Genomic DNA, 14,756 nt, shown 5'->3' on the forward strand with positions numbered 1-14,756 from the left:
CTCCAAATTGATTTAGTATTGAACAAACTAATAATGGACTCCGGCCGGCGCTCCGGTGGCTGACAAGTTAACCCACGAAAATGCGGAGGCTAGCACTTATACGGGGAGTCATAGTGTCTAGCGAGATCACAACAACAAGGAAAGTTATGCTTAAACATATGCTCACTGCGATTCTGTTTCTACATTATCCTACTTTTGCAAAAGAGAGTGTGCTGATTGAAAATGTGACCGTCGTATCATCGCACCTTCAGGAGCCATTACTAAAGGCGCATGTTCTTATTTCTGATGGACGGATAAAGGCAGTATCGTCATCTAAGATTGAAAAAACATTTGATGTACAGGTAATAGACGGGACTGCTTTATACCTAGCTCCTGGAATAATGGATAGCCATGTTCATGTTTCATCTATTCCTGGCATGGGATTTGGCGTGGAGCCTGTGGCGCAAAAGAATGAAGCACTTGCTGAAGAATACTATAAACAGCAACCCTATAGCTTCTTGTACTACGGTATAACACAGGTTGTCGACCCAAACCCCGGGCTTGAATGGAAGAAATTTACTGCTTCTGAAATACATCCTGATTACTATCGTTGCGAAGTCATTACCTCACGCTCAACGTTTCCTTTGGTAGAGAAAAATGATGAGCTGTCGAAATCCATGTTTTCCTATATCGTTGAACAGGACGTTGCTGAGACAGCACAGAACTCTCCTGAACAAATTGGGAAACGTATTGCTGAATCCGGCGCATCTTGCATAAAAATATACTTTGAAGATGGCTATGGCGATGAAAGTCATTGGCCGTTATTGTCTGACGATACCCTGAAACGTATTCGAAAATCTGCATCACAACATAAACTACCTCTGGTAGCGCATGCCAATGCATTGGATATGTATCAAAGAGCCATTGATGCAGAGGTGGATGTAATTGCGCACGGGCTCTGGAATTGGGGGGAGTTTTCGCGTGAAACTGAAGTGTCCAAATCAATGCATGGCGTGCTTAACCAGTTAATGAGCAAAAGCACTGGGTACATGACAACCCAAAGGGTAATTGCTGGACTAGGTGAACTCATGTTGCATAACTCACATGGTGTTTCTGAATATAGTAAGGTAACGCCCGAAGAATTAATTGAATGGTATAAGCAACCCTCAGCACAATGGTTTAAAGAAGAATTACGCGCAGGATTTGACGGACTACCCGACGAGGTTATTGCTCGAATCTTTTTGAAAGATAGGGTGGGGAAAGGTAACAAAATTTTAAAAATCCTCACCGAGGCAGACTATCCGCTGTTATTAGGTTCTGATTTTCCGGGAAGTCCCAGTTTTTCCAACCAACCTGGTTTAACCACTTTCCTTGAAATGAAAGTAATGGCAGACGCTGGCGTATCTTTAGCTGCAATACTCTCAGCTGCGACCATTAACAATGCGCGACAATTTAATATTGATGAAGATTACGGAACGGTTGAAGTTGGTAAGGTTGCAAATTTACTTTTGCTAGAACAAAACCCTTTAAATACCGTGGACGCTTGGAGCAACATCCACCACATTATCCTACATGGAGAAGTTTTTAATCGATCAGATTTTGCTGCAGATACTATAGCTAACAAATCACTGCAGCGGACGAGCCGCTGAATGCGGCGTTAGGGTTAAAATGGAACTTCACGTCACAAGCGTAGATTACGCTCCAGAGGAACTACATGATCAAGTACCTTTGGTGTTTGAGTTATTAAGGGAAATTCCAGGCAGTGACCGTCCTGACTATTGGATAGGAAGGTGTAAAACTCCTATTCAATGGATCGAAGGCAATAAAGATATTACTTATGTAGTTGTTGCGGCTAGATGGCAAGGCACAAGAATCGAACCTCATGTCAAAAACTTGCCCGTTGGAATATCCTACGTCTTAGACGAATCAGTTTTAACTGACGAAACATTGGACTTTAAAAAGTGCAGCTATGTAGCTATCGGCATATCCCATGAAACTACGGGTGGCACACCGCCAGAGAAACACAAAGGCATATTGGCGGGTACTATTGGTAAGTTCTTTGGCAAGGGTAGTCAATAAAATGACTAAATCACCTAACAAACACATCAAAAATCGCCCCCCAAAAGGCGTGGGGAGACTGGTCAGTAAAAATGATCAGTAATATTTAACATTGACTAACGAAAAACAAATTTTGAATTTATCCCTATTGCACCAATGCAGACTAATATGGGTGTTTTTGGCGCTCTGTTGTTTTGAAAGTAATGCAGTAGTTATGAGACACGATGTTTCTGCAGAAAAATATCGTGTTGAAAAAATGCCAGAATATGTTGTAGATATGCCGGGTGAGGGTCACGGAGTTCTCATCGCAGAGCAGTGGGTTGTTACTGTCGCACATAGTATCTTTTACGATTATACGAATACCAACTTAAAAGTTGGTTCTAAATACTATGAAATAGAAAAGGTTTATATTCATCCAGGTTACATAAAGCCAAGGGGCAATGAATTAAGCGGTGATTTAGCTCCGCTAATGCAAGTTTTGAAATCCAGCAGCGATATTGCGTTAATAAAACTATCCAGTCCAGTTTCAGACATTATACCCATTTCAGTCTATTCAGAAGCTGCGGAGAAAGGGCGTGTCATAACAGTTTTTGGTAAAGGCGCAACTGGAAATGGGTTAACAGGTGAGAACGTAGAAACTAAGTCGCTCAATCAGGCAAATAAATTTCAAAATGTCGTAGAAAGTGCAAATGGTAAATGGCTAACGTTCAAATTTGATTCTCCTAAAAATGCGCTTCCCCTAGAAGGAATGCATGGCTCAGGAGATAGCGGAGGCGCTTCTATTATTTATCAAGATGGCGAACCATATCTAGTGGGGTTATCGAGTTGGCAATTTGCGACTGGAGATATTTCTGAATTTAAAGGCGGACTGTATGGTACTACTGCTTATCAGACTAGATTATCAAATTACTACCATTGGATTCTGAATATTATTGGTAATTAAAAAGTAAGCTAATTTATTCGTGTGCTCGTAGGGCGCGAATACATTTACTTCGTAACGCAAGAAGATTGTTCAGGCTGTTTTCTCGCTATACTAAAAACTTTAATCAATGCATGCGTAGGCCAAATCAATAAGTCGCAAGTTTTACGATAAATAGGGAAATAAGTGAGTAACTATCAAAATAATAATCATAGCTTTTGTATGGCTTTTTGTTAGTAGTTCGTTCGCTGAAATCGTTTTAGATGAAAGTGCGTTTACTCAGCGCTATGCTAAAGCAATTAACATCAGAGAAGATGGCGTAAGGGCAGATATAAAGGGTCGTTTGGAAGTGGAAATGACTTACAGCAACGGAGAAACATCTACCGCGTACCTCGATAACGCCTACATGAATTACCGCTCAAGCCCAGGCGAACTAGACGCAATTATAAACGCTTACATCAATGCATTAACCAAAAGCAGTAGCGATGTTAAATCCAACATAGAAAAAGAGCATATCTTTCCCGTTATCAAAGACAGGGTCTATATGGAGCAAATAACGAAATTAATGAATCATAGCAGCAAGGGGGAACTACCTTTCTACTATGAAAAATTAAACGACATCCTGTATGTTTTGTATGCCATAGATACGCCTTCTTCTATTAAATTTATGCCAAAGGAAGATATCAATGCTCTCGGAGTAGAAGAGGGAGAACTTAGAAATCTTTCAATGTCTAACTTGATGAATGCTAATGTGTCATTACAAATTCAGGGGGACCGATCGACGGTCTCGATGGTTGTAGCCGATGGTATTTATGAAGCATCTTTTTTGCTTTATGACGATCTATGGACGAAAGAAAACTTTCCGGTGAAAGGAGACATAGTAGTCTACGTGCCATCCAGAGATGTGTTGATTGTTACGGGTTCAGAAGATACTGAGAGCCTTGAAACAGTGAGAGGTATTGTGCATAACCCTGAAAGTCAGTGGTCTCATGCTGTGACAGATATTGGATTTGTGCGAGAAAAAAATAAATGGGTTGAATTTCAAAAGTAATAGGAACGACTAGCTGATGCGGTATCTCTGTAGATGCGACTAACAAAGATACGCTACTTATGATTTGTCATCATCTACGTTTAACAGTTAATAGGTTAAATGCGATAAAACAGTCAACGTTGGGTGAAGTTACTGTTATGTGGTCTAAGGAATAGAACATTGGCAAAAATTCTAATATTTGGAAACTCTGGTTCTGGAAAATCTACGCTGGCACAACACTTATGCAAAACACAAGGTTTAGCTCATTTAGATCTAGATACATTAGCGTGGAAACATACTAGTCCTCCTGAGAGAAAGCCTATTGATGACTCTGAAGAAGAGATAAAGACTTTTATTTCTTCCAACGACAAATGGGTAATTGAAGGCTGCTATACAGATTTACTAAAAACTGTAGAACAGCAGTCTACTGAAATTATATTTATGAACTTATCCACTGAATCCTGCATTTCAAACGCAAAGGCGAGACCTTGGGAGCCCCATAAATACAAAACAAAGCAAGCCCAAGATGACAACTTAGCAATGCTTATTGATTGGATTGGGCAATATTCAGAAAGAAACGATACATTTTCTTATGCGGCACATAAGCAGTTTTATGATGGCTATCACGGTCATAAAAAGATGATTACGCAAAATGTCCCAACTGAGCAATGTTAGGCAAAGTTTGGAACTTAAAAGATAATAAGTCACTATAGTTACTCGTTTTCGCACTCTGAGAAATAATAAATAGACTCAGGTCGCTACGCTCCCACGTATAGTTTACGTGTAATTACCCCTTATTTTTTTGGAGTTGCTAAAAGGAATCCTCATGCTGCAAACGCTGGTCATTTGTCTTTTTATCCTGTCTATTTGGGCATTGTTAAAAAGCGCTACCGATTTCGTTAATGTATGGAAAAGTGAGGCGCCACTTCATTGGCAGCATTGGGGAGAGCCAGAGTTTGTGGATTTATATCGTGGTATGTTTGGAGAGCTTTGGCCTGTAATTTTTGGCAAAGCTTGTGAAGAAGCGGGTAGTGACCTGCTAGTAAAAAAACGAAATGATATCCGTTTTGTTCTAAAAATTATCGTTTTACTTTTTATCGCATCTACTGCTTTCAACGGGTTCTACTTTGAAGTTAAGCCACGCGGATAAGCTAATGCTCCCGTAATGGGTTGATACATGCCAGGAAAGACGACACAAATGCACGTAGCAATTAGTTTTAAAACAGCCATGTTCGACTTATCCAAAGAACATGAAAATATGATAAATCCAATATACGGTGAATCTTTTCTCATTTGGTTAAAAGAGCAATTCGATGGCGAGTTCAGTGTAACAGCGCCTTTTATGGAAGATTGGGGTTGGTACTGTAACGTTTTGTTTCAAGGCCAGAAATACTTGGTCGGCTCATCTGTTTTTATCGAAGAGGATGATAATCCTGAATCAGAACTGAAAAAATGGCTAATTCAAATTGATAAACATAGGTCTTTCATTGAAATTTTGCTTAGAAAAGCGCACATATCGGAAACTGATGAATTTGTGTATCTCTTAAAGTCAAAATTAGAAGCTGAGCCAAAAATAAAATCAGTAGTTTTTGAGTAAGGAGCCCATTAGTGAAAAGTGAAGTTTTTCATTGGTTGAAGCACTTTCCAAGCTATGGAATAGCGCGTTTAAAAATTTCGCATCTAAAGCTCATAAATTAAAAATAAAATGTATGAAATAAGTGAAACGGAGTTTCTAGTGAAAATAAATCTACTTTTTGCATTATCTCTTCTAGTGTCAGCTACGGTATCGGCTGAAGACATTAAAATAGATCTTAAGCAGCTTGCCCAACAATACTTCGACACAATGGTTGCAACTCAGGCCCCTGGCGCTACTCAAGTTGAGCTTGAAAATCACCTGAATTTGTTCGCGGATGATGTTGGTCATTCACATTTGCCATGGGTGATAGACGATACGCGATTACCTGACGGTAAGGAGCAAATGAGAGAGGGCATGACGTTCTATCTAGGCGCGCACACAGAATACAGTGCAGAGCTGTTGGATGTTTTTACATTTAACAATTCTGCTATTGCTATCAGATATAAGAATTATGCCAAGGGCGTGCACCCGCAAAACAATCAACCTATTGAATACAGTCAAGTAATGATGGAAGTACTAGAAATAGAGAACGGTAAGATTACTGTAATTCGAAAGTACCATGAGTAAGTTTCATTTTCGATAGCCGTTTAGGTAACAATTGTATTTTCGGTTGCAATAAGTTGGCGTACACCTAGTGATAGTGTTACAAGATGAGCTTTAAAGGCAAGGTAAAATGACGAAGAACCGAAGAACAACAATCATCAGGCTTCTTCTGCTAATCAGTACTATTGTTTCCTTGTTTTTCGTTCCGTGGATATTGGTTAAAGCCTTGATCCTACCTTTGCCACACACAGTACAAGAACAAGTTGATGAGGCAATTAGCCATGGCTTTGACGGTATAATTGTTTACGTGGAGCAGGCGGGAAAACCTCCAGCTTTTTACACAGCAGGCTGGAAAGATAGAGATAACAAAATACCCGCTGCCCCCGACTCTTTGTTTAAAATTGCCAGTATCAGTAAGCTGTACACCGCTGTGGCTATCACGAAAATGGCGCGAGAACAGCGACTATCCCTAGACGATTTACTCGTTGATCATTTACCCGAACTCAAAGACAGAATTGAGCATTCAGAAAAAATAACGCTTAAAATGATGGTGCAGCATAAGTCAGGAATCCCTAACTTTACTGATAATGCTGCCTACTGGGAAAACGAACCGGAAAACAGCAAGCGAGCGCTCGACTTTGCGCTAGATCTTCCGGCGAGTTTTGAGCCCGGTGATGGATATGAGTATTCCAACACGAACTATCTGTTGCTTCGCAATATTATGGATAAGGTTTTGGGGTACAGTCACCACAAGTACATTAAGCAAAACGTTTTGCTTCCGCTTGAATTGAGCAACACCTATTTTTCATTGAGCGAAGTCAATATGGACGACGTGATGAGCGGCTATTACGTTGGTTACAAGGAAGATGTTAAGGCGCGCGACTACGGTATGCTAGCGACAGCAGAAGATGTGGGTAAGTTCTTACGAGCGCTAAACAACGGCTCTATTTTCAATGAAGGCGAAGCGGAACTTTACCCTTATGTGTTCGAGCATGGAGGCTTGGTTATCGGCTATCAAAGCCTTGCAGAATATGACAAAGACCTCGATACCGTGGTTGTTCAATTTATCAATACCACTGACTTCGACGGTTATGAGTGGAACTTGTCTGAAATCACAATAAGCCGAATTTTTAAAATACTAAGAAAAGTAGAAAACGAGTAGGTGGTAGACTTGGTTCAACGCCTTTTCAGTGTAGGCCAATCATTACAAGTTAGAAAATAATGGGTGGCAACAGAACGGTTTTTATTATGTGCTTAGTTTATTAATTCGCCGTTTTTACTCTATGCTTTTAGTGGTTATTTTATATCTTCAGCTGCTCGGCAAAAAAGGGACAAAACGTGAAAAAACTCTTCTTAATGTTATCTGTGATTATATCGGTTTTGTGTTTGCTACTGGCCGCTGCGCCATTTACTCCGGCAGTTGTGGGCTCGTTTTTAATGCTTATCCTCGCTGGAGTTTTAGGCTTTAAAGGGTATTCAAAAATAAGCTTGCTTTTGCTTTGTATCAACACCTTTTCGGTAGTTGTCAGCCCTAACATAAACGAGTCTAGTTTTGCCGCATTAACTGTAATATCGATTATCTTTATTTTCTCTTTCACCGGTGTAGCACTTGGTCTGCCGAAAGGTGTTCAAAGATATGATAGTTGCGTTGATAGCTGACGAAATTTGATAACAACGAGATAATTAAGCCAAGATGTCTAATTTAATAACCCCTATGTTTATGCACATTTTTCTTTGTGCATTGCTCTACGTATTTCTCACGCTAGCTCGCGCGCCTTCGGTATGGGGAGTAGGGAAAAACAAAGATGGTTCAAACCCGTTTGCTGATATACAGCCTAAAGTAAGTGCGAATCTGAGCAATCAGTTTGAGTGGCCGTTATTTTTTCACGCTGTTTGCGCCTTGCTAATTGCCTTAGGTGAGCCAATTAGCAATTCACAAGTCTCCCTTGCGTGGGTATTTGTTATTGGCAGGGTGCTGCATAGTCTTGTACAAATATTTACAGACAATATTAGATTGCGTGGTTTGGTGTTTACTATCAACTTCGTTGCCGTTCTTGCAATGTGGTTGTTGCTTTTTATAGAACAGGTTTTAGTTTAAAGAGCGTAAAGGTTATGGAAGAAGTATTTGAACCGCTGGGCCGCTTTATACTCAGAGTAATAAAGTGGATTATCATAGACGCAATTATAGAATTCGTATTGAAGGGCACGGGCCATGTGGTGCTTAAATTGCTAACCTTCGGCAAGTACCCAAGAGCTGGCCGTGATGAGGGAAGGACCGTTGCTGTTGGTTTTATAAGCTTTGTGGTGGTTTTTGTCTGTCTTGCAATGATTGCTTAGTTTTGAAAAAGGATATCTGCGATGAAATTAGAAAAGTGGGCGAGAATAAGAGAAAAAGGAAAACAGCGCTTCGTTCTAATTTACGGCGTTTTAGGCTGGGGAGTCTCGACAGGTTTATTATGGTCATTACTTATGGCGTTTATCGAGCCTTCCGAAAATGTCTGGGGGAAACTCGCCATTGCGATGATCATCTTTCCCATTGCGGGTATCGCTTTTGGCCACTTAACGTGGAACAAATCTGAAAAAGCTTTTGCAAAAGAAACGACGAAAACTGTATAGAATTGCTAGAACATGTCTTGTAATAACCAATGAAGGGAAGCCGCTGTTGTTAAGTATCAAAAAATTATTTGTTGTTTCATTAACTTTGCTTGTAGTTAGTTGTGCCAATATACCCATTGCAACAATGCTTGAGTTTCGCTCATTTGATGAGGAGAAATTTGTTGAACTCGACCCCAATCATTTACTTACGAAGATTCACTTAGACAAGCCTGCCGAAATAAAACCAGAAAGCACCTGGCTTACCTTGGGTGTTAGCTCCTCAAAGCAAGAAAGAAGTTTTAAGTATAATCTTGAGGTCATTTCAGAAAATACACTGCCAGCTGAGTCAGGATGGCTGAGTAAAACGCCAGCGCGAACTGAGTACATTTTAGGATTAAGTACCGAAGCAATAAAAGAATTCACTGAACTTCAAGAGTTCATGGGTTCTGCATCGCCAACGGGCTTTGATCTTCACGTCAATACTGGGTTCAAAGAGGCGGCAAATGAAATGACAAGCATCACAATGTCTATCTTTTTAAAGCTTTACGCTGATGAAGACTATTTTACGCTAATCGATAGAGCGGAATTAGATATCGAGAAAGGAAGCGAGTAACTTCTATTAGGCTGGCTTTTTACCCATAACAAAGTAAAGTAATAATCTTCAGCTCTTCAAGCTTATTTAGAGAAGTACATGGAAGTATCTAAAGCCAGTATTCAAAAAGCAGTAGCTAACAATATCATCTCCGAGCAACAGGGCATTGCTCTGTACAATTTCTTTCAAGAAGAAAATCAGAATACTCCCTCTTTTACCTTCACCCATATTCTGTACTACTTAGGTGGCCTTATTGCAATTGGCGCCATGACTCTATTTATGAATTTAGGCTGGGAGCAATTTGGTGGTGCCGGCATCGTATTTATCTCTATGCTTTATGCTGGCGTGGGCTTAAAGCTTGCCAATTCCTTTGCTCGTAAGCATTTAATAATACCAGCAGGGATCTGTGCCACGTTCGTAGTTTGTTTGACGCCAATTGCTATCTACGGAGCTCAGCAATGGTTAGGGCTATGGCCCGACGACAATACGGTTGTTCGCCAGTTTCACCACCGCATTAAATGGCTATGGTTATATATGGAACTTGGAACGCTAGTAACTGGACTTGTCGTAGCATGGCGATATAAATACCCGTTCTTAATAATGCCGATTGCGGTAACGCTCTGGTATATCAGTATGGACGCTGTGATGCTCATTATTGACCATGAGGACTTATGGAACAGCTACTCGTGGCAATTCCGAGCACTTGTGTCGATGTACTTTGGCGCGTTGATGACGCTATTGGCGTTCTGGGTGGACATCAGAGCACGAAACACAGCAGATTACGCGTTTTGGCTTTATCTTTTCGGCGTTTTAGCGTTTTGGGGCGGCCTTACCAGCCAAGATTCAGACAGCGAACTGTCTAAGTTTATCTATTTCTGTATAAACCTTGCCATGATTGGCGCTGGCGCTCTGTTGGTTCGACGTGTATTTGTCATATTTGGTGCTTTGGGATGCTGTTTATATTTAGGTCATCTTGCTTCTACCGTTTTTGAAGATAGTTGGCTTTTCCCTGTAGCGCTATCAGCGATCGGTTTAGGCGTTGTATATTCGGGAATTTGGTGGCAAAAGAATGAGGCTCGCATAACAAAGAGTGCGCAAGCGATACTGCCGAAAGCGCTACAGGAACTATTAGCTAATAAAGCTTAGTTCACCTAGGCAGTAAATAAACCAGTAACTAACTCAATACAGATAACAATTAACAAAAGATAACGCTTACGCAGTAGTAAGGGGAAAGAGGTAAATGGAGATGTCGGAAAATAACGTAGAATTTAAGGAGCCTGGTCGCCTCACTACGTGGATAAAGTATTTATTGTACGTACAGGTGGCTTTAGCGCTTATAGCCATTGGTTCCAACTTAATGGAGTATCAACTTCTAACAGATTTTCAAAATGGCGTTTATTTCAATCAAGAAATGGCCGTTGCAGACGCTGAGTCCAATGACAAAAGGCAGCAGATAATTGCTTTTTCGTATTTGGCGGTGTTTATCATTTCCGGCATCTTAATTCTTAAATGGATTTATCAGTCAAACCAAAATGCGCGTTATTTAGGCGCTAAAGATATGACGTTTACACCTGCTTGGTCGATAGGTTTCTATTTCATTCCTATTGTGTCGTTATGGAAACCTTATCAAGCGATGAAAGAGATTTGGCAAGCCAGCCAAAACCCTAACAATTGGCAGTTAGAAAAAGCAGGCCCTATTTTAGGCATATGGTGGTTTTTCTGGATCGCCAACAGTGTGGTTGGACAGGTCGTTTTTCGTATGTCCAGAAGGGCACAAGAAATCTCCGAAATAATGAATGTTAATCTGGTTTCGCAGGTTTCTGAGGTCCTATCCATTCCACTAGCCATAGTTACTTGGTTATTGATTAACAACATCTCTAACATGCAAAAAGCACAGATTGAAGGTGACGTGGAAAAAGCAGAAACTGCAGAAGATTCAGATTTACAACCCGCAAAATAGTAGTATCCATTTCGCTTGTTGCTCTGCCACAAAGGTAGAGCAACTGTCTTTATAAGACTAAAGTCTTACTCCACATGTAAACATTAAGTAAAAATTAAGTTGCGCGACAGTATCGTTATACTTAAGTATAACAAAAGGTCAGGATAACGCTGGCTTACGTACACATCTTCGTTTCTATACCTTTGATTTAATACAATAATGGGAGCCATACACCCCCAGTAATAAAGCGGCATAGAAACGCGCACAATACATGTAGGGGAAAAATGTATGTCAACTTCAGGAACGGGGGCGCTCGCTTTCTTACGCAAAGAAAACATTGTCGCACCAGATGGCTATAACCGCTGGCGGGTTCCGCCAGCATCTATCGCAATCCACCTTTGTATCGGGTCTGTTTATGCGTGGTCAGTTTTCAACACTCCGCTAACTCGAGACTTGGGCGTTGTTGCGTCTTCTGCTAACGATTGGAGTTTATCTTCGGTTGTTTGGATCTTCTCAGTGGCTATTGTTTACCTTGGTTTAGCCGCCGCATTTGCAGGTAAATGGCTAGAGAAAGTAGGGCCTCGTTTTGTAGGTGTGGTTGCGGCTTTTTTGTGGGGCGGTGGTTTTATTGTTGGTTCGATAGGTATCTCTACCCATCAACTGTGGCTGCTGTACTTGGGCTACGGTGTACTCGGCGGCTTCGGGCTTGGGCTCGGTTACGTATCACCAGTCTCAACACTTATACGGTGGTTTCCCGATCGACGAGGTATGGCGACAGGCCTCGCAATTATGGGTTTTGGTGGAGGTGCAATGATAGGCGCTCCGCTTATTAGTGCACTGCTTGAAACCTTTCAAAGAGCGCCAGAATACTTAGGTGCAGAAAACATGGTTGCGCTGGTTACCGAAGAAGGGCGTCGTTTTGCAGAGACGGCAGCAGGAAAAGTAGAAGTGGTTATTGCCTCTGCAAATCAAGCGGCCTCGTTCGGTGGCGAAGCCGGTGTTTATGTCGTTGGTACGGGCGAAACTGGTGCGGCATCGACTTTCCTTACCCTTGGTATCGCTTATTTTATTGTAATGATGTTTGCGTCTTTCCAGTATCGCGTACCGAAAGAGGGGTGGAAACCAGAAGGTTGGCAGCCTAAACCTGAAGCATCATCGAAAGGAATGGTATCGAAAAATCACGTCCATATTGATCAAGCCCTTAAAACACCTCAATTTTGGTTGCTTTGGATAGTATTATGTTTCAATGTCACCGCGGGTATTGGCGTTATTGGTGTAGCCAAGACCATGATCAATGAGATCTTTGGAAACTTAGCCATTGTTACCGCAGGTTTTGCGGGTACCTATGTATTGATGATCTCGGTGTTTAACATGGTAGGGCGTTTCTTCTGGGCTTCTACGTCTGACTACATTGGCAGAAAGAATACCTACCACTGCTTTTTCGTAATAGGTACGCTGCTTTACTTGTCTATCCCATTCTGGGCTGGAATGGGGAACACCACCGCGTTAATTGGGTTCTACATTGCAACAATGATAATTTTCACAATGTATGGCGGTGGCTTTGCAACTATTCCTGCATACTTGGCAGATTTGTTTGGTACCTTACATGTAGGCGGCATTCACGGCCGATTGCTAACAGCATGGTCTACTGCCGGCGTATTAGGGCCATTCGCTATTACTTATTTGCGCAATATGTCAGTAGAAAATGCAATTGCCGATTTAGCGGCAAAAGTCGACCCTGCCGCGTTTGCAAGTAAGTTTGGTGCGCCAATGGCTGACTTGCAAAAATTGGTAGAAGCTAAAACGGTAACGGTTGCACGTTTGCTGGAAATTGCGCCAGCCGGAACGGTAGACCCAACCTCTACGCTCTACAATACCACTATGTATGCAATGGCTGGGTTATTGGTATTGGCATTTATTGCTAACTTACTTGTAAAACCTGTGCGAGAGAAGCATCACGTAGAGAACACGCACCCCGAACTGGAGCCCGCGCGAGCAAGCTAATTTACCCATCGAGAATACCCGCTTTATAGCGGGTATTTTTTTGCAAAGGTGTTTTAAAATACTCTTTATTGATTAAGTTGAAACGTTCTGGCTTACTAGTGCGCTATTTTCTCATGAGTTGTCAGCTATGCTATTTAAGAAGAATCCTCTTGCCTCCATTGTTGTTTCCCTATGCTGTGCGTTTAGCCTCAATGTTAGTGCAAATGCGCCGTATGAATTAATGGGGGTGACAACAAAAACGGGGGAGAAAACGTCATATCTTGCTAAAGAAAACAACATAACCTTGCCAGTGACGGTTATTAACGGAAAAAGTGACGGTCCTGTATTGTTGCTTACCGCTGGTATTCATGGCGACGAGTTTCCATCTATGTACGCGTTGCAGCAGCTACAGCAAAGCATTGATCCTAAAGAGATGAGCGGTGTGTTGGTTGTGTTGCACTTGGCAAACTTAGATGGGTTTCACGCAAATAGAATCGCGTTGAACCCTAAAGATGAGAAAAACCTAAATCGGGAATTCCCAGGGAGCGTTGATGGCACACCAACAGAACAGATTGCGGAGCTGCTAACCAGAGAGTTTATTGGCAAAACAGATTTCTTGATCGACATGCATTCTGGTAGCGCAAACCAAACGTTGCTGAATCACGTGTATTCTCCTTTTGTGGGCAACAAAGAACTTGATGCGTTAACATTTGAATTTGCCAAAGCCACGGGCATGCAGCATATCGTTATGTATGGCGACCGCCCAAGAGATCCCAACAATTCAATTTCATACCCTAACACAGCGATGACGAGAGGAAAGCCGGGACTGACGACTGAAATTGGGCATTTGGCACAGACAGATGAAGAATCGGTAGCAGAAGCGCTAGATGTGGCTAAAAACGCCATGTATTTTTTGAAAATGCTGCCAGAGACGCCAAAGCAGCACCCCGAGCCAGTTATCTATGAAACAATCAAATATCCAAAGAGCTCAAAAAACGGGTTCTTCAAAGCTTCTGTGGTGATAGGCGATAAAGTAAAGACAGGACAGGATGTAGGTGCGGTCACGGACTATTTTGGAAATCTCGTTGAAACCATTAAATCGCCCGTTGATGGCACGGTTATGATGGTTAATCAAATGCCAGCCATCAAAGACGGACAGTCTGTTATGGCTATTGGTGTTGAAGTTTCTGAATAACTAAGATGGTGGTGTAGTTACAGTGGTGATCTAATTAACCTACCCAAACAAATAAATGTTAAAGTTATTTCACGAAATTGTGATTAGGGAATGATATGGACTTTCTTTTTAATGTTTTGATTTGGGTAGGCGTTGTTATTTTTGCCATATTTTTTATTGGATTTATGGCCGCTGCTAAGCTGAATAAACGCCAAGAAGAAAACCGCGCCAATCAGACGTCTGCAGAGCCTACTCGTGAAGGCGAAAAGCCGAGTAACCAAAATAAAAATTAACCTTTCGTTCATTGT

The 14,756-nt window shown here is 41.5% G+C and carries 19 protein-coding genes; all 19 read left to right on the forward strand.

All coding sequences use genetic code 11. From position 1 onward, the window contains the following. The first annotated feature begins 113 nt into the window (after positions 1 to 113). The 19 genes from MASE_RS08855 to MASE_RS20070 all read left to right on the forward strand — a co-directional run bounded on the left by MASE_RS08855 (position 114) and on the right by MASE_RS20070 (position 14,741). A complete protein-coding gene (locus MASE_RS08855) occupies positions 114 to 1,628 on the forward strand; it encodes an amidohydrolase family protein (protein WP_232362834.1) in 1,515 nt (504 codons plus the stop codon). Positions 1,629 to 1,647: 19 nt separating this feature from the next. Further along, positions 1,648 to 2,058 carry a hypothetical protein gene (locus MASE_RS08860; RefSeq protein ID WP_014949398.1) on the forward strand — a complete coding sequence of 137 codons (411 nt, stop codon included), beginning with the start codon at positions 1,648 to 1,650 and terminating at the stop codon, positions 2,056 to 2,058. Between the two features lie 193 nt (positions 2,059 to 2,251). After that, positions 2,252 to 2,980: a trypsin-like serine protease gene (locus MASE_RS08865; protein ID WP_014949399.1), complete on the forward strand. Its 729-nt coding sequence runs from the start codon at positions 2,252 to 2,254 to the stop codon at positions 2,978 to 2,980. Between the two features lie 331 nt (positions 2,981 to 3,311). Further along, positions 3,312 to 4,007 carry a DUF1444 family protein gene (locus MASE_RS08870; RefSeq protein ID WP_014949400.1) on the forward strand — a complete coding sequence of 232 codons (696 nt, stop codon included), beginning with the start codon at positions 3,312 to 3,314 and terminating at the stop codon, positions 4,005 to 4,007. A gap of 159 nt (positions 4,008 to 4,166) precedes the next feature. After that, the gene (locus tag MASE_RS08875) at positions 4,167 to 4,661 is read left to right on the forward strand and encodes an AAA family ATPase (protein ID WP_014949401.1); all 495 of its coding nucleotides are present in this window, start codon (positions 4,167 to 4,169) and stop codon (positions 4,659 to 4,661) included. Positions 4,662 to 4,812: 151 nt separating this feature from the next. Beyond that, positions 4,813 to 5,136: a hypothetical protein gene (locus tag MASE_RS08880; RefSeq protein ID WP_014949402.1), complete on the forward strand. Its 324-nt coding sequence runs from the start codon at positions 4,813 to 4,815 to the stop codon at positions 5,134 to 5,136. A gap of 27 nt (positions 5,137 to 5,163) precedes the next feature. Then, positions 5,164 to 5,583, forward strand: coding sequence for a hypothetical protein (locus tag MASE_RS08885; protein WP_232362835.1), 420 nt, complete (start codon positions 5,164 to 5,166; stop codon positions 5,581 to 5,583). 138 nt (positions 5,584 to 5,721) lie between these two features. Beyond that, positions 5,722 to 6,189, forward strand: coding sequence for a nuclear transport factor 2 family protein (locus MASE_RS08890; RefSeq protein WP_014949404.1), 468 nt, complete (start codon positions 5,722 to 5,724; stop codon positions 6,187 to 6,189). Between the two features lie 106 nt (positions 6,190 to 6,295). Next, entirely contained in the window at positions 6,296 to 7,327 is a 1,032-nt protein-coding gene (locus MASE_RS08895) for a serine hydrolase domain-containing protein (protein WP_014949405.1), read from the forward strand. Positions 7,328 to 7,503: 176 nt separating this feature from the next. Next, on the forward strand, positions 7,504 to 7,824 hold the full coding sequence (locus MASE_RS20065) for a DUF6419 family natural product biosynthesis protein (protein ID WP_187289709.1): 321 nt from the start codon (positions 7,504 to 7,506) through the stop codon (positions 7,822 to 7,824). Positions 7,825 to 7,858: 34 nt separating this feature from the next. Further along, positions 7,859 to 8,263, forward strand: coding sequence for an MAPEG family protein (locus MASE_RS08905; RefSeq protein WP_014949407.1), 405 nt, complete (start codon positions 7,859 to 7,861; stop codon positions 8,261 to 8,263). A gap of 14 nt (positions 8,264 to 8,277) precedes the next feature. Then, positions 8,278 to 8,502 carry a hypothetical protein gene (locus MASE_RS08910; RefSeq protein WP_014949408.1) on the forward strand — a complete coding sequence of 75 codons (225 nt, stop codon included), beginning with the start codon at positions 8,278 to 8,280 and terminating at the stop codon, positions 8,500 to 8,502. Positions 8,503 to 8,523: 21 nt separating this feature from the next. After that, positions 8,524 to 8,781, forward strand: coding sequence for a hypothetical protein (locus MASE_RS08915; RefSeq protein ID WP_014949409.1), 258 nt, complete (start codon positions 8,524 to 8,526; stop codon positions 8,779 to 8,781). Between the two features lie 46 nt (positions 8,782 to 8,827). Continuing rightward, positions 8,828 to 9,373 (forward strand): hypothetical protein, encoded by a 546-nt coding sequence (locus tag MASE_RS08920; RefSeq protein WP_014949410.1) that lies wholly within the window; start codon positions 8,828 to 8,830, stop codon positions 9,371 to 9,373. A gap of 78 nt (positions 9,374 to 9,451) precedes the next feature. Continuing rightward, positions 9,452 to 10,498 (forward strand): hypothetical protein, encoded by a 1,047-nt coding sequence (locus MASE_RS08925; protein WP_014949411.1) that lies wholly within the window; start codon positions 9,452 to 9,454, stop codon positions 10,496 to 10,498. A gap of 211 nt (positions 10,499 to 10,709) precedes the next feature. Further along, the gene (locus MASE_RS08930; protein WP_232362836.1) at positions 10,710 to 11,312 is read left to right on the forward strand and encodes a DUF4328 domain-containing protein; all 603 of its coding nucleotides are present in this window, start codon (positions 10,710 to 10,712) and stop codon (positions 11,310 to 11,312) included. Positions 11,313 to 11,579: 267 nt separating this feature from the next. Continuing rightward, on the forward strand, positions 11,580 to 13,295 hold the full coding sequence (locus MASE_RS08935; RefSeq protein WP_014949413.1) for an OFA family MFS transporter: 1,716 nt from the start codon (positions 11,580 to 11,582) through the stop codon (positions 13,293 to 13,295). Positions 13,296 to 13,422: 127 nt separating this feature from the next. Further along, complete coding sequence (locus MASE_RS08940) at positions 13,423 to 14,469, forward strand: succinylglutamate desuccinylase/aspartoacylase family protein (RefSeq protein ID WP_232362837.1); 1,047 nt, start codon at positions 13,423 to 13,425, stop codon at positions 14,467 to 14,469. A 95-nt stretch (positions 14,470 to 14,564) separates the two neighbouring features. Next, complete coding sequence (locus MASE_RS20070; protein WP_014949415.1) at positions 14,565 to 14,741, forward strand: hypothetical protein; 177 nt, start codon at positions 14,565 to 14,567, stop codon at positions 14,739 to 14,741. The last annotated feature ends 15 nt before the right edge of the window (positions 14,742 to 14,756 follow it).

It is taken from the genome of Alteromonas macleodii ATCC 27126, assembly GCF_000172635.2.
GTDB lineage: Bacteria > Pseudomonadota > Gammaproteobacteria > Enterobacterales > Alteromonadaceae > Alteromonas > Alteromonas macleodii.